We start from the raw sequence: 20,199 nt of genomic DNA, 5'->3' as shown, positions 1-20,199 counted from the left end.
TCCTTATTCGCCTTCTAGCCTATCAATAAATTCTTCCTCATTCCAAATCGTAATCTCAAGTTCAACTGCTTTATCATACTTCGAACCAGCGTCTTCTCCAGCGACTACGACATCTGTTTTTTTACTAACACTTCCAGTCACCTTACCACCCAAGGCTTCAATACGCTCTTTCGCTTCTGGCCGTGACATTTGCTCCATTTTTCCAGTTAATACAAACGTTTTACCAGCAAATGGATTTGAATCGAGACTTACTTCAACTCGCTTCGGCCCTTTATATTCCATATTTATTTGAAGCTCTTTTAATTCATTAATTAAAGCAGTTACTTTTTCTTCAGCAAAGTATTGCACTATGGAGTCAGCCATCTTATCGCCAATTTCATCTACAGCGATTAATTCCTCATATGTCGCTTGCTGTAATTTATCCATCGTTTCAAATTCTGTTGCTAACGTTTTCGCTGCCTTAGCTCCGATAAAGCGAATTCCTAGTCCAAATAGTAACCGCTCTAGGGAATTGGCTTTGGAGGCTTCAATAGCGCTCAATAGATTATCAACAGATTTTTCACCCATCCGTTCAAGCTTAAGCAATTCTTCCCGCTCTAGACGATAAAGGTCAGCAATTGTATGAATTAATCCTTCACGGAATAATTGATTAATGACTTTTTCACCTAGACCATCAATGTTCATGGCATTTCTTGATACGAAATGAATCAGACCTTCTTGAAGCTGTGCAGGGCAATTAGGGTTGATACAGCGTAAGGCAACCTCTTCTTCTAGTCGTACTAATTCACTACCACATGCAGGACATTTCTCTGGCATATAAAATGGTTGTTCACTTCCAGTACGTTGTTCAGGTAGAACACGAACAACTTCAGGAATAATGTCCCCTGCCTTCTTGATTACTACTGTGTCACCGATTCGGATATCTTTAGCTCGAATTAAGTCCTCATTATGTAAGGAGGCACGTTGAACCGTTGTACCTGCCACTCTTACTGGGTCTAATATCGCTGTCGGTGTTACCACACCAGTACGACCTACACTTAATTCAATATCTTTTAGTCGAGTGACAACCTCTTCTGCTGGAAATTTATAAGCGATAGCCCAACGTGGACTTTTGACTGTAAAACCAAGCTCTTCCTGGATTTGTAAATCATCCACCTTGATAACTATCCCATCAATTTCATATGGTAGATTAGGGCGTTCTGCTGTCCAATACTCTACATAGGCTAACACTTCTTCGATCGTGTCGCATTTCTTCCATTCCGGATTGGTTCGGAATCCAAGCTCTTTTAGCTGCTTTAGACGTTCACTGTGAGAGGAGACCTGGTCTGCTTCCCACTCGCCAATCCCATATAAAAACACATCTAAATTACGGGATGCAGCAATTTTCGGGTCTAGTTGTCTTAACGAACCTGCAGCTGCATTTCTCGGATTAGCAAATAATTCTAATCCATCTTCCTCCCGTTGTTTATTGAGAGCTAGAAACGATTTGTGTGGCATATATGCCTCTCCGCGAACTTCAATTTTTTGTTTTTCCTTTATTGAAAGTGGAATACTTTTGATTGTTCGGAGATTCGTTGTAATTTCCTCCCCTGTTGTCCCATCTCCTCGGGTTGCTCCTCGGACAAACTTACCATCTTCATATGTAAGTGAAATAGCAAGTCCATCTATTTTAAGCTCACAAACAAAGGAAATTGGTTTATCGGTTCCTTGGCTTGCACGACGAGCAAAATCACGAAGATCTTGCTCGTTAAATGCATTACCAAGACTAAGCATAGGTATAGTATGCTGTACCTTTTGAAATCCTTCTAATGGTTCTCCTCCAACTCGTTGGGTAGGAGAGTCACTTGTTATGAATTCCGGAAATTCCGCTTCTAGCGTTTGAAGTTCAGTTAACATTTTGTCATATTCTGAATCCGAAATAGAGGGATTATCTAACACATAATATTCATGTGCATATTGATTTAATAAATTTTTTAAGGACTCTATTTTTTCCTGTGCCGTGGCCTTATCCATTTCCACAAGCACCTCCCTATTGTTCTTTCGTAATTGGTGCAAATTTAGCTAGTAATCGTTTAATACCTGTCGGTGCTGGGAAGGCAACATCCAGTTCCATCTTATCCCCTTCACCTTGAACCTTTACAACGGTACCAACGCCCCACTTCTTATGTGATGCCTTATCCCCGGGCTTCCAAGTTTCCGATTCAGCACCGGTGGTGGATTGAATCCGTTCTGCCTTACGCTTCGGTTGCGCTTGTCCTAACGGCTGGCCAGGTGTCGGTCTCGTTCTAGACGGATTACCAAATGGCGATCTTTCCTGCTTATTAAAATCATTCCCAAATGAGCTAGAACCAAACATAGATTGCTTCATCTGCTCTAATCCGTCAATTAGCTCTTCTGGAATTTCATTGATAAATCGGCTTACCGGGTTCATATTCGTACGGCCATAAAGTGTACGCATTTTAGCATTGGTTAAGAACAATTGCTTCTCTGCTCGTGTAATTCCTACATAGGCAAGCCTGCGCTCTTCTTCCATTTCTTCATTGTCGAACATCGCACGACTATGTGGAAACACATTCTCTTCCATCCCGATTAAGAATACTACTGGAAACTCTAGTCCTTTAGCAGCATGAAGCGTCATTAAGGTTACTTTTTCCTCGTTATCAGGGTCTTCCTCATCCACCCGGTCAATATCAGCAATTAACGCTAAATCGGTTAAGAAGGCTATTAATGTCTTATCCTCACTTGCCTCCTCAAAGTCCTTTGTAACCGTCATAAATTCCTCTAAGTTCTCCAGTCGGCTCTGGGATTCAATGGAACGTTCATTTTTCAGCATTTCTTCATAACCAGATCGTTCTAACACTTGCTGTACCATATCGGTTGCTGTTAAGAATTCTTGTTGTTGATTTAAGTTTTTAATAAGAGTTCCGAACTCTGCTAGTGCCTGTGCAGCCTTTTTGGTCACACCGGTAAAATCAACCACTTCCACCGCTTGATAGAAGGACATGCCATTTTCTGCAGCATATGCTCGTAACCGGTCGATAGATGTTTTCCCAATTCCACGCTTCGGCTCATTTACGACACGTTCAAAACTGAGATCATCATCTGGGTTAGTAATTAACCTTAGATAAGCGATCATATCTTTAATCTCTTTACGGTCATAGAATCGCATGCCACCAACCATCTGGTACGATACGCCAGACTTCATTAAGGTATCCTCAACCGCACGAGATTGCGCATTGGTACGGTAAAGAATCGCAATATCATTTGGTGAGTAGCCCTCTTCACGAACTAACTCACGTATTTTGTCTGTAACAAATAAAGCTTCATCCTGTTCAGTGGCACCTTGATAATAATTGATTTTCTGACCATCAGGATTTTCTGTCCAAAGATTTTTAGGCTTACGTCCTGGATTGTTTGCTATGACTTTATTTGCTGCTTCTAGAATTGATTTTGTAGAACGATAATTTTGCTCGAGGAATACAGTTTTTGCTAGTGGGTAGTCCTTTTCAAAGGAAAGGATATTCGAAATATCCGCACCACGCCAACGATATATAGACTGATCAGAATCCCCAACCACACATATATTTTGGAATCGATTGGCTAGTTGTTTGACAAGTGTATATTGCGCATGGTTCGTATCTTGGTACTCATCCACGTGAATGTATTGAAATCTCCGCTGATAATATTCCAATACTTCTGGTACACGCTTGAACAAATGAATCGTCTGCATAATTAAATCATCAAAATCTAGTGACTGGTTTTTACGTAGTACTTTCTCATAACCTTCATATACTCGAGCAACCTGTCTATCATAGAAATTACTTGCTTTATTCGAGAACTCTTCTGCCGTAATCAGTTCATTCTTCGCACTACTAATTTGTCCTTGCATAGCACGTGGTTCAAACTGCTTCGCATCTATGTTCAATTCTTTTAATACTTGTTTGATGACAGATAACTGGTCACTACTATCTAATATTGTAAAATTACGATTAAAGCCAATCCGATCAATATCTCGTCGTAAAATTCGTACACACATCGAGTGGAAAGTCGACACCCACATATCGATTGCCTCTGGTCCTACTAGTTTACTAACACGGTCTTTCATTTCACGGGCAGCCTTATTCGTGAATGTAATGGCCAAAATGTTACGTGGTGAAACACCTTTTTCTTCCATTAAATATGCTATTCGGTGTGTTAGCACACGAGTCTTTCCACTACCAGCACCGGCCATAATTAATAATGGTCCTTCTGTATGTCTTACAGCTTCTTGTTGCTGTTTGTTTAAACCTTTGATTAAGTCATCGATTGCACGACTCATGTTAAAACACCTTCCTTCAAAATCTTTGGCAAATTAACGTCCTATCCCTTTTCCTTCTAACCACCATGGCTAGTATACTTCCAAAAATTCAATAGATAGTCCTAATTAGTTACTTTTTACTGCATGAACTGTTTTTAAAGCTTCCTTCAAATTTGTGTAGATGCTATTGCCAACAACAATTACATCTGCATGATTCTTCATTTCTCTTGCTTGTTCTGGCTTTTCTATTCCGCCTCCATAGAAAAGTAGTGTATTCGTTAACTCTCCACGTACCTTCTGCAATAATTCTGGATTTCCGTATTTTCCACTATATTCTATATAGAATATTGGAAGATGAAACACATTCTCCGCCATATATGCGTACGCTACCACATCTTCATCACTCGGTAACTTACAGCTTGCATGTTGGAAAGCTTTTGCCTCTTCATTTAAGATGCAGTATCCTTCTACAAAGATCTCATTCCAATTCATGATATCTTTATATTCTTTAATGGCTTCGTGCTGAATATCCATCATCCATTTTTTCTCGGTACTATTCATAACCATTGGAATATAGTAATAATCAAATCCTGGAGTAATAGCCTCCATCGTCGAGATTTCTAAGATAACAGGAACCGTGTACCGGCGTATACTGGATAATAAATCCAACACCCCATCAAGGGTTACATTATCTGTTCCTCCTACAATAATTGCGTCTGTACCAGATTCGCAAATGAGCTCTAAATCCTCATCATCAATTTCCTTCGCAGGGTCTAGCTTAAATACATGCTTCCATTCTTTCATATTGGTATACAAAGGTCTAATCCTCCATTATTAAAAACTTTATCTATCACGCCTTGTAGCAGCTTAATCATAAGATAATAATCATATCGTTTATCCCTATCTTTCCATTAGTTTATTATAGCAAAAAAAAGACTATCACCTGAATGATTTGATAAGTTTTTTTGGTGTAATAAATGGACAAAGATGTAGCGTTTCAGATGATGTACAATCCCATCTCCGCAAAAGAAAAACCCTCTAAGTTTAACATGACGCTAACTTAGAAGGTTTTTCCTACTTGATCTTCTTCACAAACACTACCTTCAAATAATTACCTTCTGGATATTCTTTTATAGTACGGAAATCTTCTGGTAGTGAAAATTCCTCCACTATTTTATAGCGAAAACCAGTTTCTTGAAAGGCTTTTTGGATAAACCCTTTGAACTTATTCATACCAAATGCACTACTATTCGTAGAGGCAACGATGACCCCATTATCTTCTGTTATCGCGATTGCTTCTTTCAGTAAGTCTTTATAATGCTTATCTGCACTAAACACATTCTTTTTAGACCTAGCAAAGCTTGGTGGGTCTAAAACTACTAAATCAAACAATAATTGCTTCCTACCAGCATATTTAAAATACTGAAATACATCCTCGACGATAATATCCTGCGCTTCATAATCAATTCCATTTAAGCTGAATTGCTCTATCGTTTTTGGCTTACTACGGTTGGCTAAGTCAACACTCGTCGTTTTAGTAGCTCCTCCTAATGCGGCAAACACAGAAAATGCCCCTGTATAAGAGAATGTATTTAACATATTCGTTCCATTGGCATATTTATCGCGGATTGTTTTCCTTACCTCACGTTGATCTAAAAATACACCTACCATTGCACCTTCATTGAGATAAACTGCAAAGTTAACACCGTTTTCTTTTACGATGATCGGGAACTCTCCACGCTCACCAGTAACAAAATCATCATCTTCCATGTATTGCCCTTTAGCATCGAACCGTTTTTTCTGATAAATTCCCGTATAGTCAACAGCGTCTTTTAATGCTTCGATAATAGCATTCCGGAATTGGTAGATACCTTTGCTATACCAATTAATTAAATAGTACCCGTTAAAATAATCAATCGTAATTCCACCTACACCATCGCCTTCTCCATTAAAAACTCGAAAAGCCGTAGTATCTTCATCGGAAAATAGGTTTTTTCTTTTATAAATTGCTGAGGTTATTTTGTTTTTAAAGAAATGCATATCAAATTTCTCATGCTCTTGTTTACTTAGAATCCAGCCATATCCTTTGTTCTGTTTTCCATAATAGCCTTTAGCAATAAATCGATTGTTATCGTCGACCAATTTGACGATGGTGCCTTCCTCTTTTAAATCCTTTAGATTGCTAATTGCTTCTGATACTATAAGCGGAAATCCGCTCCGATACTTCTTTATGAATTTAGGCTTTATCTTTAAATGAACCGTATCTGCCATTTATTCCAATCCAATCTGTATGTATTTTTTCTTTAGATTTAATGATTGTATCATACCTCACGTATGATCTCGCTAAATCTAATAGGAAACACGCTTTTGCTTTAGTATTTTCCTATTCAACCATATTATTAGCAAGGTTATCCTAACAAAAGTGAAAAAGTCTGCATTCGTTTTTAGAATACAGACTAGTACATTCTTTCTGCTTATTCTTTTTCCATCGTCCGTTCTAGCACCAGCTTATAGCCATCACTACCATAATCAATACATCGTCTTACTCTTGAGATGGTGGCTGTTGATGCTTTTGTTTCTTTTTCAATCGCTTTGTACGTATAACCCTCGGAAAGCATTTTGGCAACCTGGAGTCGTTGAGCTAGGGATTGAATCTCTCCCATCGTTGCAATATCATCAAAGAATTGATAACATTCTTCTCGATTCTTCAATGATAAAATTGCGTCAAATAAATTATCGAGAGCTTCCCCACGTAATTTATCAATTTGCATATTGTTACCCCCTATTCCCTACTCGAAAGTATCGTAACGGAACTCTCCATACCTGGGCTAGTAGGAACTACATTAATCCATGTTTTACCTGGTACAAAGCCCACCACTTCGCCATCTTTAACTGGCACTATCTTTCCATTTCGATTTTCCCATTTAAGCTGTTGGACTTTTCCTTTTTGAATGAGATAAGCATCTCCACCTGAATAGAAATTAATATCCCTGCGTCCTGCATCATCTATTATTTCATGATGCGTTTCCACAATAAATACATTATCCACTTGTATTGGCTCATTCGTGTTTAACTCTACTGTCATCTCTCTATCATTAAAGCGAGTGTATTTCTCGGTCGTAGCATCGTATTTGTACTCCACGATTTCCATCGGATTATTAGAGTAGACGATTTCTACCTCATGAGCAGCTTCTCCATGTATTAAATCTACCTCTTCTTCGGTTAAAAATGGCAAGGATTCGTTCTCGGCAGTTACCGCAAAACCATTATCAGCTGCTACTTGATACACATTATCAAATAACAAATATGAATTATGTGGTGCTTCACGGAATGATTCCCTCTTAAATAATTTACCATCATTATCATAATTTGCTCCATCAAGATGATCGATACCACGATTATCTAGCATATCATTTACAAATTCTGCCGCACCATGATAAATATATAATGCACCATACCGATTTGCAAGGTCGAAATAATATTCACGTGCACTTCGTACGGGACCAACCACTTCTGGCTGTTCACTATGGAATAGCGCTAGAAATCGTGTAATCATGCCCTCAGCAAGAATCTCAAAGACAATATCCGCCTGTGAAAGCCCTGATTGCGGACGGGCCTTCGTATGATTATTCACCATAATACCCACTATACGATGATCCACACTGTCATTAGTCGCAATCCCTGTTAATGGATACTTATTGGCATAATGTCCCTCGGGTTCTCCTGGTTCGGTTACAGACACTTCTGTATTCTCCTCTGGCTGTTCTTCTGTCTGAGGTTTATCTGAATCATCATTACATGCCACTAATAGAATACTAATACTAAAAAGTACTAGTAAAAATATCTTCCTCATATTCCCAACACCTTTATATAGTCTGTTCTACCTATAATAGTACTTAGTACCATTATATGCTATCGCATGGTCGCTGGGAAGAGTACTTCACGTTTCTTAATATCCATAATCCCTTCTTGGGTAATACGAATGTATGGCAAATGAGTAGAGGATAAAAATAGAATACTGTATATCGGATCATGAAATTGATATCCGAATTCAAGAAGTTTAGCTTTTAACTCCTTCTCCTTTTCGATTAAATCATCCATGCTACCAGCAAACATCCTCCCTCCTAACAATAAAGGAAGCTCTGCTACTACTTCGCCTTCTTGCACAAGAACAATCCCGCCACCTAATTCCTTTAGCCGTTTCCATGCAAGTAACATATCCTGTTTATTTTTTCCAATAAAAATTAAATCTCCTGTTTGAGAAAATGAACTAACCAATCCTCCTAGGCTCTTCGTAAAACCCCGTATCGTAGTATTGACTCGCCACTGTCCTTTCTTATCCAGTAACAATAAGAAAGCATCATCACGATATTCTGGTAATTCATTTACCGTAATATCAGTTTGAATAGGGTATGGTTTGATGATAACATCATTAATCATATCTAGTCCGATTGGTATCGAAAACTGTAAGTCCCGTAAGTCCATATCCCACTCAAACTGAAGTGGTTTTATTTTATATTTCTCCCAATTAATATAGGAAGGTAATTCTTGCTCTACATTTTCCCTAACAATCCATTTCCCCTTCGCTAATACACTCTCTGGGTGTGGAATATCCTTTGCTTGTAATATATTAATATTAGCAATTCGCCCCGGCGCTATACATCCTAACTGCTCTTCCAAATGGAAGTGCTTCGCCACATTGAAGGATGCCATTCGATAAGCATCTTCAATAGGCACCCCCTGTTGGATGGCAATTTCAATACAAACATTCATTAATCCATTCTCATAGAAGCCTGGCGTTGCCCCATCTGTTGTCATCGTTAACTGTTCGAAGCTCGTTAATCCCGCACCGATTATTTCCTCTAAAAGTTGCGGAAGATCTGGTCGAATTGAAGAATAACGTAAACCCACCTGATAGCCAAGCTTAAGGCGGTTTATTACATCCTCACCAGAAATAGATTCATGATCTGCCGAAATGCCAAGAAGCTTCATCTTAGTTAACGTGTTCTCGGACGCGCCTGGAAGATGTCCCTCCACACGCTTTCCTTTGCGCTTCATTTCTTGAATCCAATATAATAATCGATCATCACCATTTAACAGACTTGGCCACCCAGTCAGTTCCCCGCCCTGTAGGACCGATGGGTGATTCAACCAATCTAGCATATCTTCAGTATTGAATAGTTGGTCTTCTTCTAACATAGCTGTTTGGGGATCAAATCTACTCCACCAATACATAGAAACTGGTAGCTTATCAAACTCGCGCAGGATAGAAAACGCTTTCTTTTTTTCTAACAAAAAAAGCCATGATAAATTATCATTAACTAATGTAGTCGTTCCAAATTTTGCAGCATGTTTCGCTAATACTTCAGGATTATATAATTGAAACGGATGAGCATGTGGTTCCATATAACCAGGCACTACATACTTCCCCTTACAGTCCACAACTTCTGTTGTCTGTTCAGGAAGCTTATCCCCGACATAAATAATCCGTTCATTATAGATCCAAATGTTCGCTGTTAACCATTGATTTAAGAACATATTTAAATAAGTAGCATTCTTTAGTACTAGTGTTGGTGCTATCTTACCTTCTACTACTTTCACATGCTTACGAAGTTCAAAATTTCTCCAATGTCCATTCTCTAACATAGGCAACTCTCCAAATTTATTCTTTTTCCAATTGTATCACAATTCACGCTTTATTACTGTAAAGTTCTTGTGAATTACAGTGAAAATTTTGTGACAAATTGGAAATGGGGGAGGTGGATTGGTTTATTGATTGATTAGAGGGGGCCTTGGACTTTTGGGGGTTTATTGGGATTGTTCTATTGTTTATTTGGGAGGGATTAGCGGACTAGTTTATCAATTAAGTCGTTCTATTGTTCAATTAAACTATAGTTTTAATTAAGAGTTATCAATTGAACCTTTCTATCTTTCAATTAAACTTAAATCCAAGCTAGCCCATTCATGTTCTTTCAATCCATATTTTAGCGGAAGGTAAAAAAGACACTCTACGAAAGAGCGTCTTTTTTCATTTTCCCTATATCTGTACGATAGAAAAATCCTTCTAAATCTTTATTTGCCGGTAAGCTTTCATATACTAATTTTCCCGCGTTCTCTATAGTAGTACTTTTAGTGCCAACTAACAGTACTCTGCCTCCATTTGAGACAAAGCCGTTATCCGTTTTATCGACACCAGCATAGACAATAAAAGACTCCCCATATAAATTAGGTAGTAATACGCCTTTTTGATAGGAACCTGGATAGCCATCAGATGCTAGGACTACCCCTAAACAGGACTGTTCTTCCCATTCTAGCTGTGGGGTTTCATCATTTAAAACATCTACTAATACCTGTATCAAATCATTTTTCAATAATGGTAACACTACTTGTGTTTCTGGGTCACCGAATCTAGCATTAAATTCAATAACCTTTGGACCTTCAGCTGTCATAATAAGACCAGCATATAATATTCCAGTGAAAGAACGGCCTTCTGCAACTAACCCACATGCAGCCTTTTGGAGAATCTCTTTTGTAGCATAGTTGATTGCTTCCTCCGTTATGTCCGGAACTGGGGCATATGCGCCCATCCCACCAGTATTCGGACCTTCATCATGGTCGAATGCACGCTTATGATCTCTAGCTGGAATCATCGGACATACTTTTTCTCCATGGACAAATGCCATTAGAGAAAATTCATTTCCCATCAAAAATTCTTCCACTACAACCTTAGCCCCCGCTTCAGAGAACGCCTTCGACACTAGCATATCATCAATTGCTTGAATGGCATGCTTCGTAGTTTCAGCGACGACTACACCTTTTCCAGCTGCTAATCCGTCTGCCTTAATTACAATTGGCGCACCCTTTTCAATTACATATGCTTTTGCTTTTTCTGCATCCGTAAATGTTTCATAGCTTGCCGTTGGAATCTGATATTTCTTCATGATTTCCTTTGCAAAGCTTTTACTTCCTTCAATTAATGCAGCCTCTTTCGTAGGGGCAAAGACGCTTAAGCCTTCCGCTAGAAATTCATTAGCGATTCCATCTAATAACGGATTTTCCGGACCTACTATCGTAAGCTCAATACTATGCTCTTTTGCAAAATGAATCAGTTTCATAGTCTCGGTTTCTTCTATTGGAACACAGGTTGCCACATTTTCCATCCCTGCATTACCAGGTGCAACAAATAGCTTATCTATTAATTTACTTTCTGAAAGCTTCATTACGATACTATGCTCACGACCACCACGACCTATTACAAGAACGTTCATCACCCGGCCCCCTCATTAATGTTTGAAATGACGCATACCTGTGTATACCATTGCAATACCATGTTCGTTACATACATCGATGGAATCTTGATCGCGTTTAGAACCACCTGGTTGGATAATGGCGGTTACTCCTACCTTGATTGCTTCTTCTACAGTATCAGGCATTGGAAAAAAAGCATCCGATGCTAACACTGATCCAAGCGCCTTATCTCCAGCTTGCTCGATCGCAATACGTGCAGCCCCAACCCGGTTCATTTGTCCTGCCCCAACACCAATTGTTTGATTATCTTTTGCTAAAACAATTGCGTTTGATTTCACGTGTTTAACTGCTTTCCAAGCAAAAAGGAGATTTTGTAGTTCTTCCTCAGTTGGCGCTCTATCGGTTACAACCTCAACGCTTCCTACGTCTACACTACCAATATCTTTATTTTGAATTAGGACACCGCCATCAACTGTTGTTAGCTTAAAGCTCTCATCCTTTTGGGCCATTTCCATTGTTAATAGACGAATATTTTTCTTTTGCGTCAAGATTTCTAGCGCTTTTTCCGAGAAGCTCGGAGCAATGACGATTTCAAGAAAAATCTCACTTAATTTCTCAGCAGTTTGAGCGTCTACTTCTCTATTCAATGCAACAATTCCACCAAAAATTGAGATTGGGTCAGCATCAAATGCCAGTTGGAACGCTTCTGCAATTGATTCAGCCATCCCAATTCCACAAGGATTCATATGTTTTACAGCAACTGCTGCTGGTAAATCATATTCTGTCAATATTTCCACAGCAGCATTTGCATCTTGGATATTGTTATAGGAAAGCTCCTTACCATGTAATTGCTTAGCTGTGGCCAAACTCATTCCGTTTTGAATTGGATTTTTATAAAATGCAGCAACTTGATGTGGATTTTCCCCATATCGTAAGGATTGAACTTTTTCATATGTAACAGTGTAGGTCTCTGGGAATTTCTCGCCAGTTTGTGTTAAAAAGTAATTAGCAATGATTGCATCATAGTTTGCCGTGTGGCGGAATACTTTAGCCGCAAGCTTTTGACGGAATTCCAGACTAATAGAAGCATCCTTAATTCCTTCTAAAACTGGGGTATAATCTTCCGGATCTACCACAACTAAGACGTCATCAAAATTCTTCGCAGCAGAACGTAACATAGTTGGCCCACCAATATCGATATTCTCTATAATTTCTTCCTTTGTAACGCCTTCTGAAACAAGCGTTTGTTTGAAAGGATACAGATTAACCACCACAACATCTATTGGCTCTATCTCATTCGCTTCCATTTGTTGCAAATGATCTGGATTCGAGCGCCTACCTAATAATCCACCATGAACCTTTGGATGAAGCGTCTTCAGACGACCATCCATAATTTCTGGAAAACCAGTAACCTGATCAATAGAGATCGCAGGCACACTAGCATTTTGCAATGCCTTTAATGTACCACCAGTCGAGACAATCTCATAGTCCAGTTCAACTAACCCTTGAGCAAACTCTACAATCTTCTGTTTATCTGAAACACTGATTAATGCACGCTTTTTCATAGTTACACTCCTTGCTTCTATCGTGTGTACTTTCTTCTATTAGGTAACCTGTACTATCGTTTTTGGTGTATCTTTTACCGGATCGGGCGCATTTGCTTATGGGGGTGGGGGCGTCTCTTTCTCGCTCGGGCTCATCTTACTCCCGCTCGGTCACATGTATCCCAATTTCGGGCGCATCCCGTTCCCACTCAGGCGCAGCTCCACCCATTCCAAGCCCATCTACCGCACCACATCCCACCTACATTAACGGCTATCTGCTACCACTTGATTAATCACCCTTGGGTATAACACATGCTCGACCTGCTGTATCCGGTTCTTTAATGTTTCTTCTGTATCCTCTGGTAAAATAGGGACTTGTTCTTGTGCGATAACTGGGCCTGTATCCATTCCTTCATCAACGAAGTGGACGGTAACACCTGTAACTTTGACGCCAGCTTGAAAAGCCTGACCTATGGCATCTTTACCGGGAAAAGCCGGTAAAAGGGATGGATGGATATTTAATATTTTCCCTTCGTATGCTTCTAGTAGTGTCGGGCCAATTAATCGCATATAGCCTGCAAGAAATATCCATTCCACTTCATGCTTACGTACAGCGCGCAGCACTTCCGACTCATATTCTGCTTTAGACGGGTAGTTTTTAGGATTTAAAACAAACGTTTGTACACCTAACCGCTCCGCTTTTTCAATGACTTTGGCTCCTGGTTTGTCACAAACTAGCAAGGCAATTTCACAAGCTACATTCTCCGCTTTCATGATGGCTTCAAAATTACTACCTGTACCAGAAGCAAATACGGCTGCTTTAATTTTACTCATAACGGAAGTGTACTCCTTCGTTTGTCCCTACTTGACCAATTATTGTAGCATGTTCGCCTGCCTTCGCTAGGGTATGTAGGGCTTGCTCTGCGTCTTGTTTGGCGACTACGATTGCCATGCCAATTCCCATGTTGAATACGCTAAACATATCATCAAGCGTTATGTTACCTCTTTCTTGTAGGAATGGAAATATTTCTGGTATCTCCCAATTTCCATAAACTAAATCTACACCTAGTCCTGCCGGTAGCATTCTTGGGATGTTTTCATAAAATCCACCACCAGTTATATGTGAAATGCCTTTTATAGAAACTTCCTTCATGACACTGTTAATCTGCTTTGCATAGATCTTAGTTGGTTCCATTAGCCACTCACCTAGTGGCTTGGATAATCCAGCGGGAGTCTCCGTTAAGTCTAAGTCATTAACTATTTTCCGGACTAAGGAATAACCATTCGAATGTATCCCACTGGAGGGTAGACCGATAATGATGTCACCTGCTTGAATTTGTTCTCCGGTAACTAGTGCTGACTTTTCAGCAATTCCAACAACAAATCCAGCTAAGTCATATTCATTTTCCCCGTACATTCCTGGCATTTCCGCTGTTTCCCCACCTATTAATGCCGCTTCCGCATTAGCACAGCCTTCTGCGATTCCCGCAACAATTTGTTCTATTCGTGCAGGATCGTTTTTTCCACATGCTATATAATCAAGGAAGAACAAGGGGGTTGCACCTTGAGCAACGATATCATTGACACACATAGCAACTAAATCGACGCCAACTGTATCGTGTTTATCCAATTCAATGGCTAATTTTAACTTAGTTCCAACTCCATCTGTTCCAGAGACTAATACAGGCTCTTTATACGGAAAAGATGTTAGTTCAAATAATCCGGCAAAAGCACCTATTCCGCCAAGTACTTCTGGTCTTGTTGTTTTAGCGATATGCTTTTTCATTCGTTCAACCGCTTCATAGCCCGCTTCTACATCGACACCTGCTGCCTTATATACATTCGACACGTTGTCACGCTCCTTAACATTTCGTATAGGAAATTTCTAATTGACCATTCTTCGTTACTGGGTACTGTCCTGTCATACATGCCATACAGACACCTTGATCTATAGAATCATCTGAAACGATTGCCCGTTCTAAACCATCACTAGAAAGATAAGCTAAACTATCTGCACCAATGATTTCGCAAATTTTATCAATCGAATAATTTGCTGCAATTAGTTCCTCTTTCGTAGACATGTCAATTCCGTAATAGCAAGGGTTTGTAATAGAAGGAGATGCAATCCTCACATGAACCTCTTTCGCACCAGCTTCCTTCAACATGCGAACGATTCGTTTGCATGTTGTACCTCGAACGATAGAATCATCAATCATAATGACACGCTTACCTTCCACAATTGCACGTACAGGAGAAAGCTTCATTTTAACCCCTTGCTCGCGAAGTTCTTGGGAAGGCTGGATGAACGTTCTTCCAGTATATCGATTTTTAATTAAGCCTATTTCGTATGGAATACCAGTTTGTTCTGCATAGCCAATCGCCGCAGAAATACTAGAATCCGGTACACCTGTTACCACATCTGCTTCAACAGGAGCTTCCTTAGCTAATTCAATCCCCATACGCTTACGTGATGCATGGACGTTGACCTCATTTAAATTACTATCTGGGCGGGAAAAATAAACATACTCCATCGCACATAATGCCCGCTTTTGTGGTAGAGCAAAGCGTGTAGACTCTAATCCATCATCGGAAATCGTAATTAACTCACCTGGTAAAACGTCACGTTCGTAGGCCGCACCAATAATATCAAACGCGGAAGTCTCAGATGCTACGACATATGCATCTCCTAATCTACCAATCGATAATGGACGTAACCCTTTTGGATCTAACGCTACATGCATGCGAGTTTCCGAGAGAATGATAAAAGCATAGGCGCCAACTAATTGACCAAGAGCATCCTTTAATCCGGAAACGGTATCCATATTGCCATTTCGCTTCAATAAGTGAGCAAGTACTTCTGTATCAGAAGAGGTTTGTAAAATACTTCCTGCAGACTCTAATTCACCACGGAGCTCATAAGCGTTCATGATATTTCCATTATGAGCAAGCGCCATACTTCCCGTCTGCGAACGAAAAAGCAATGGTTGGACATTATCAATTGATCTTTCCCCTTGTGTTGCGTAACGGACATGCCCGATTGCAGCATGGCCACTAAGCTTGGAGAAATCAACTCGCTTGAATACATCATTGACTAGTCCCTGCTCTTTGTGAAGCTTTAATTCTAACCCATTTGTTGTGACGACACCTGCACCTTCCTGGCCACGATGTTGTAAAGCATGAAGTCCATAATATGTTAATTCCGCCGCCTTATCATGACCCCAAATGCCAAAGACACCACACTCTTCATTTAAGCCTCTTATTTCAGCAAGCATGGAATTGCTCCTTTCCAAAGACGGTATAACTCATGAACACTTTCGGATAATACGTCACCATCTTTGCTCCGAACTGTTAATTGACCATCTGATGTGACGAGACCTATTTGTACTGCATCCTCCACTACTTGTTCAAACACTTCCTGTTGCTCAGGTCTCACACTTACGATAAAACGAGATTGTGTCTCACTAAATAGTTCTACTGTCACATCACCACTCACTTGGATATCAGCACCTAACAACGTGTCATAGAATAAACACTCACTAAGTGCAACACCAAGTCCACCTTCAGCAAGATCATGTGCTGAAACAACTAAGCCGCTTTGGATTGCTTCGAGTAACTGGGCTTGACGTTTAGCTTCGATATCTAAATTGATTTCTGGTGCTTTCCCTTCATATGCCCCGTTTAGAAGGTTTTGCAATTCACTACCACCAAATTCCGGCTTACTTTCCCCAATGACATAAATGGCATCACCGGATTGTTGGAAAAAGCTTGGTGTAATATGTTCTAGTGACTCATGTAAGCCGACCATTCCTACAATTGGTGTTGGGAAAATCGCTTTCCCTTTAGACTGGTTATATAAAGAAACATTCCCACTAATTACTGGTGTACCTAATTTTTCACAAGCATCACTCATACCTTCTACGCTTTTTTCCATTTGCCAAAATACTTCTGGATTTGTTGGGTTACCATAGTTTAATCCGTCTGTTAAGCCGAGTGGTCTAGCTCCAGAACAAATAATATTACGTGCCGCTTCAGCTACAGCAATCTTTCCACCAATTTCTGGATCTAAATAGATATAACGAGAATTACAATCTGTTGTAATCGCTAATGATTTATTCGTACCTTTAATTCGCACAACGGCAGCATCGGATCCTGGTCCTGTCACAGTATTTGTTTGTACCATCGAATCATATTGATCATAAACCCATTCTTTACTTGCAATGGTTGGTTGCTGTAATAATTGCTTCAATACCGCCCCATGGTCATCAATGATAGGTACATGATTGCCAATCTTCTGAAACTCTTGGTAATAACGAGCCTCCTGAGCAGGTAAATGATAAACAGGTGCTTCCTCTGCTAATGCATCAACAGGGATTTCTGCTTGTACTTCACCATGCTGTTTAATTCGAAATACCTTTTCCTCGATAACTTGCCCTACCGCTACTGCTTTCAGACCATATCGTGTAAACACATCAATGATTTCTTGCTCTCTACCTTTTTTGACAACCAATAACATACGCTCTTGGGATTCCGAAAGCATTAATTCATAAGCAGTCATGTTTTGCTCACGTTGTGGAACTAAATCTAAATCCATTTCCATTCCAGTACCAGCTTTACTTGCCATCTCACTTGCTGAAGAGGTTAAACCAGCTGCCCCCATATCCTGCATACCAACAAGCGCATCGGAATGGATCACCTCTAAGCAAGCTTCTATTAATAGTTTTTCCATAAATGGGTCACCAACTTGGACGGCTGGACGATCTTTCGCTGCGTCTTCTGCTAAATCATCCGAAGCAAATGTTGCCCCATGAATACCATCACGCCCGGTAGGAGCACCAGCATACAGAACCGTATTACCAATACCAGCAGCAATCCCCTTTTGAATATCATCATGATTAATTAGGCCAATACACATCGCATTGACTAATGGATTATCTTCATAGGAATCATCAAACTGTACTTCTCCCCCAACTGTTGGTATACCAACACAATTCCCGTAACCAGCAATCCCGTTAACAACCTCTGAGAATAAGTATTTCACTCGATCCGTTTTTAAATTTCCAAATCGGAGCGAGTTCATCAATGCAATTGGACGAGCACCCATGGAAAATACATCACGGATAATTCCACCAACTCCAGTAGCTGCCCCTTGATATGGTTCTACGGCAGACGGATGATTATGGCTTTCAATCTTGAATACAACGGCTTGATTGTCGCCAATATCGATTATTCCAGCCCCTTCACCTGGGCCTTGTAACACATGTGGCGCTTTTGTCGGAAACTTCTTTAATAGAGGTTTAGACGTCTTATAGCTACAATGCTCTGACCACATGACCGAGAAAATCCCCGTTTCCGTAAAGTTCGGTAGACGACCTAAGATTTTTTTGACCATTTCAAATTCTGAACTGCTGAGTCCCATTTCCTCATAAAGCTTATCTCGTTCAATTTGCTCTGGGCTGATCTCATGCGTTTGTAACATAATAGGACTCCCTCCATTTTTTCACCATTGATTGGAATAACTTTAACCCATCATCACTACCTAGAAGTGCTTCCACTGCACGCTCTGGGTGTGGCATCATGCCTAATACATTTCCTTCTTTGTTCACAATGCCTGCAATATCTTCTACAGAGCCGTTGGGATTCTGTTTATAGGTGAATACGATTTGATTATTCGCTTTTAGCTCTGTAAGTGTTTCATCATCACAGAAATAGTTCCCCTCACCATGAGCAATCGGGAAGCGGACTACCTCGCCTTTCTCATAGCCACTAGTAAAGATGGTTTCGTTATTTTCAACGATTAGTTCTTCCTGGTGGCACATAAAGGATAGTCGTTTATTTCGCATTAAAGCCCCTGGAAGTAGGCCAGATTCTGTTAAAATTTGAAATCCATTACAAACACCTAGTACTGGCTTTCCCTTCGCGGCATGCTCCCTTACTTGGTTCATGACATCCGATGTTGCTGCAACAGCACCTGAACGAAGATAATCACCGTAAGAAAATCCTCCCGGAAGTAAAATACCATCATAATCCTGCAAATCACTAGTTTGGTACCAAACTAGATCTGCTTCTGCACCAAGTACTTCTTTTACCGCATGATACATGTCTCGGTCACAATTGGAACCTGGGAAAACAATTACAGCAAATTTCACGAGTGTGCAGCCTCCCCAATTTCAAATTGGTAATCCTCGATTACTGGATTGGCTAAGAGTTTATCACACATTTCTTTTACCCGGTCCTCTAGTTTAGGACCATCTTCTATTGTCATCTCAATGTACTTTCCTACGCGTGCTTCCTCAACCTCTTTATAACCCAGTGAGTTTAATGATTCCTGAATCGCTTTTCCTTGTGGATCTAGTACACCTTGCTTTAATGTGATATAAACCGTTACTTTTCTCATACTCTTCGCTCCAGTCGCTGTAATATTTGTTCATAAACGGTGATTAAATCACCTGTACCTTGACGAAAAACATCTTTATCCATTTTCTCATTGGTCTTTAAATCCCAGAGTCTACAAGTATCTGGTGAAATCTCATCCGACAACACAATATCGCCATTTGGAAGACGACCAAATTCTAGCTTAAAATCTACTAGTTTTAGATTAATAGATTGGAAGAATTCTGTTAAAACGGTATTAATTTCTAGTGCTTGCGCTTTTATTTCCCGTAATTCTTTATGGATTACGTCTGTTAAAAGCAGAGCATGGTCATCATTAATTAACGGATCATCTAAATCATCATTTTTATAAAACAGTTCGACAAGCGGAGGAGAGAAAGGAGTCTTCTCTCTAAGTCCCAGACGCTTTGTGATACTCCCCGTTGCCAGATTACGAACAACTACTTCCATTGGAATAATGGTTGTTTCCATCACGAGTTGTTCTGTCTCATTCAACCGCTTCATGAAATGACTCTTGATACCGCGTTCATGTAAGTAAGGGAAGATTAAGGAGGAAATAAGATTATTTAATCTCCCTTTTCCTGGAAAACTTTCCTTCTTCTTTCCGTTAAAAGCTGTTGCATCATTTTTATAGGATAAAACAAGCTTCTCTGAATCTGTGGAAGAGCGGTAAACCTTTTTCGCCTTCCCCTCATACAATAGCTCTGCCTTCATGACGTT

16 protein-coding genes are annotated in these 20,199 nt (G+C 39.9%); all 16 read right to left on the bottom strand.

Going from position 1 to position 20,199, the window contains the following annotated elements; all coding sequences use genetic code 11:
• Window positions 1-3: 3 nt before the first annotated feature.
• Window positions 4-2,013: an NAD-dependent DNA ligase LigA gene (ligA, locus tag ACSKT4_RS06705; RefSeq protein WP_465823063.1), complete on the bottom strand. Its 2,010-nt coding sequence runs from the start codon at window positions 2,011-2,013 to the stop codon at window positions 4-6.
• A gap of 16 nt (window positions 2,014-2,029) precedes the next feature.
• Window positions 2,030-4,318, bottom strand: a complete 2,289-nt coding sequence (gene pcrA / locus ACSKT4_RS06700) for a DNA helicase PcrA (RefSeq protein WP_465823062.1) — start codon at window positions 4,316-4,318, stop codon at window positions 2,030-2,032.
• Window positions 4,319-4,423: 105 nt separating this feature from the next.
• The gene (pcrB, locus tag ACSKT4_RS06695; RefSeq protein ID WP_186869110.1) at window positions 4,424-5,101 is read right to left on the bottom strand and encodes a heptaprenylglyceryl phosphate synthase; all 678 of its coding nucleotides are present in this window, start codon (window positions 5,099-5,101) and stop codon (window positions 4,424-4,426) included.
• A 270-nt stretch (window positions 5,102-5,371) separates the two neighbouring features.
• Window positions 5,372-6,568, bottom strand: a complete 1,197-nt coding sequence (locus ACSKT4_RS06690) for a class I SAM-dependent rRNA methyltransferase (protein WP_465823061.1) — start codon at window positions 6,566-6,568, stop codon at window positions 5,372-5,374.
• A gap of 203 nt (window positions 6,569-6,771) precedes the next feature.
• Complete coding sequence (locus tag ACSKT4_RS06685; protein ID WP_465823060.1) at window positions 6,772-7,068, bottom strand: YerC/YecD family TrpR-related protein; 297 nt, start codon at window positions 7,066-7,068, stop codon at window positions 6,772-6,774.
• Window positions 7,069-7,079: 11 nt separating this feature from the next.
• Window positions 7,080-8,150 (bottom strand): DUF3048 domain-containing protein, encoded by a 1,071-nt coding sequence (locus ACSKT4_RS06680; protein ID WP_465823059.1) that lies wholly within the window; start codon window positions 8,148-8,150, stop codon window positions 7,080-7,082.
• 59 nt (window positions 8,151-8,209) lie between these two features.
• Window positions 8,210-9,943 (bottom strand): adenine deaminase C-terminal domain-containing protein, encoded by a 1,734-nt coding sequence (locus tag ACSKT4_RS06675; protein ID WP_465823057.1) that lies wholly within the window; start codon window positions 9,941-9,943, stop codon window positions 8,210-8,212.
• Window positions 9,944-10,305: 362 nt separating this feature from the next.
• The gene (gene purD, locus ACSKT4_RS06670) at window positions 10,306-11,565 is read right to left on the bottom strand and encodes a phosphoribosylamine--glycine ligase (RefSeq protein WP_465823055.1); all 1,260 of its coding nucleotides are present in this window, start codon (window positions 11,563-11,565) and stop codon (window positions 10,306-10,308) included.
• A 15-nt stretch (window positions 11,566-11,580) separates the two neighbouring features.
• Complete coding sequence (gene purH, locus ACSKT4_RS06665; RefSeq protein ID WP_186869016.1) at window positions 11,581-13,110, bottom strand: bifunctional phosphoribosylaminoimidazolecarboxamide formyltransferase/IMP cyclohydrolase; 1,530 nt, start codon at window positions 13,108-13,110, stop codon at window positions 11,581-11,583.
• Between the two features lie 243 nt (window positions 13,111-13,353).
• Window positions 13,354-13,923, bottom strand: coding sequence for a phosphoribosylglycinamide formyltransferase (gene purN, locus ACSKT4_RS06660; protein WP_186869017.1), 570 nt, complete (start codon window positions 13,921-13,923; stop codon window positions 13,354-13,356).
• Entirely contained in the window at window positions 13,916-14,938 is a 1,023-nt protein-coding gene (gene purM / locus ACSKT4_RS06655; RefSeq protein ID WP_465823053.1) for a phosphoribosylformylglycinamidine cyclo-ligase, read from the bottom strand. Before purM ends, purN begins: the two co-directional genes overlap by 8 nt.
• Window positions 14,939-14,951: 13 nt before the next feature.
• Window positions 14,952-16,361 carry an amidophosphoribosyltransferase gene (purF, locus tag ACSKT4_RS06650; protein WP_186869019.1) on the bottom strand — a complete coding sequence of 470 codons (1,410 nt, stop codon included), beginning with the start codon at window positions 16,359-16,361 and terminating at the stop codon, window positions 14,952-14,954.
• Window positions 16,346-18,565 (bottom strand): phosphoribosylformylglycinamidine synthase subunit PurL, encoded by a 2,220-nt coding sequence (purL, locus tag ACSKT4_RS06645; protein WP_186869020.1) that lies wholly within the window; start codon window positions 18,563-18,565, stop codon window positions 16,346-16,348. The genes purF and purL overlap by 16 nt, the downstream gene beginning before the upstream one ends.
• On the bottom strand, window positions 18,549-19,235 hold the full coding sequence (gene purQ, locus ACSKT4_RS06640; RefSeq protein WP_186869021.1) for a phosphoribosylformylglycinamidine synthase subunit PurQ: 687 nt from the start codon (window positions 19,233-19,235) through the stop codon (window positions 18,549-18,551). Before purQ ends, purL begins: the two co-directional genes overlap by 17 nt.
• Window positions 19,232-19,483 (bottom strand): phosphoribosylformylglycinamidine synthase subunit PurS, encoded by a 252-nt coding sequence (gene purS / locus ACSKT4_RS06635; protein WP_186869022.1) that lies wholly within the window; start codon window positions 19,481-19,483, stop codon window positions 19,232-19,234. Before purS ends, purQ begins: the two co-directional genes overlap by 4 nt.
• Complete coding sequence (gene purC / locus ACSKT4_RS06630; protein ID WP_186869023.1) at window positions 19,480-20,193, bottom strand: phosphoribosylaminoimidazolesuccinocarboxamide synthase; 714 nt, start codon at window positions 20,191-20,193, stop codon at window positions 19,480-19,482. Before purC ends, purS begins: the two co-directional genes overlap by 4 nt.
• Window positions 20,194-20,199: the final 6 nt, after the last annotated feature.

It is taken from the genome of Ornithinibacillus liuyingii, from assembly GCF_055550225.1.
The sequence above is the reverse complement of the archived record's forward strand: the minus strand, read 5'-3'. Positions and strand labels throughout refer to the sequence as shown.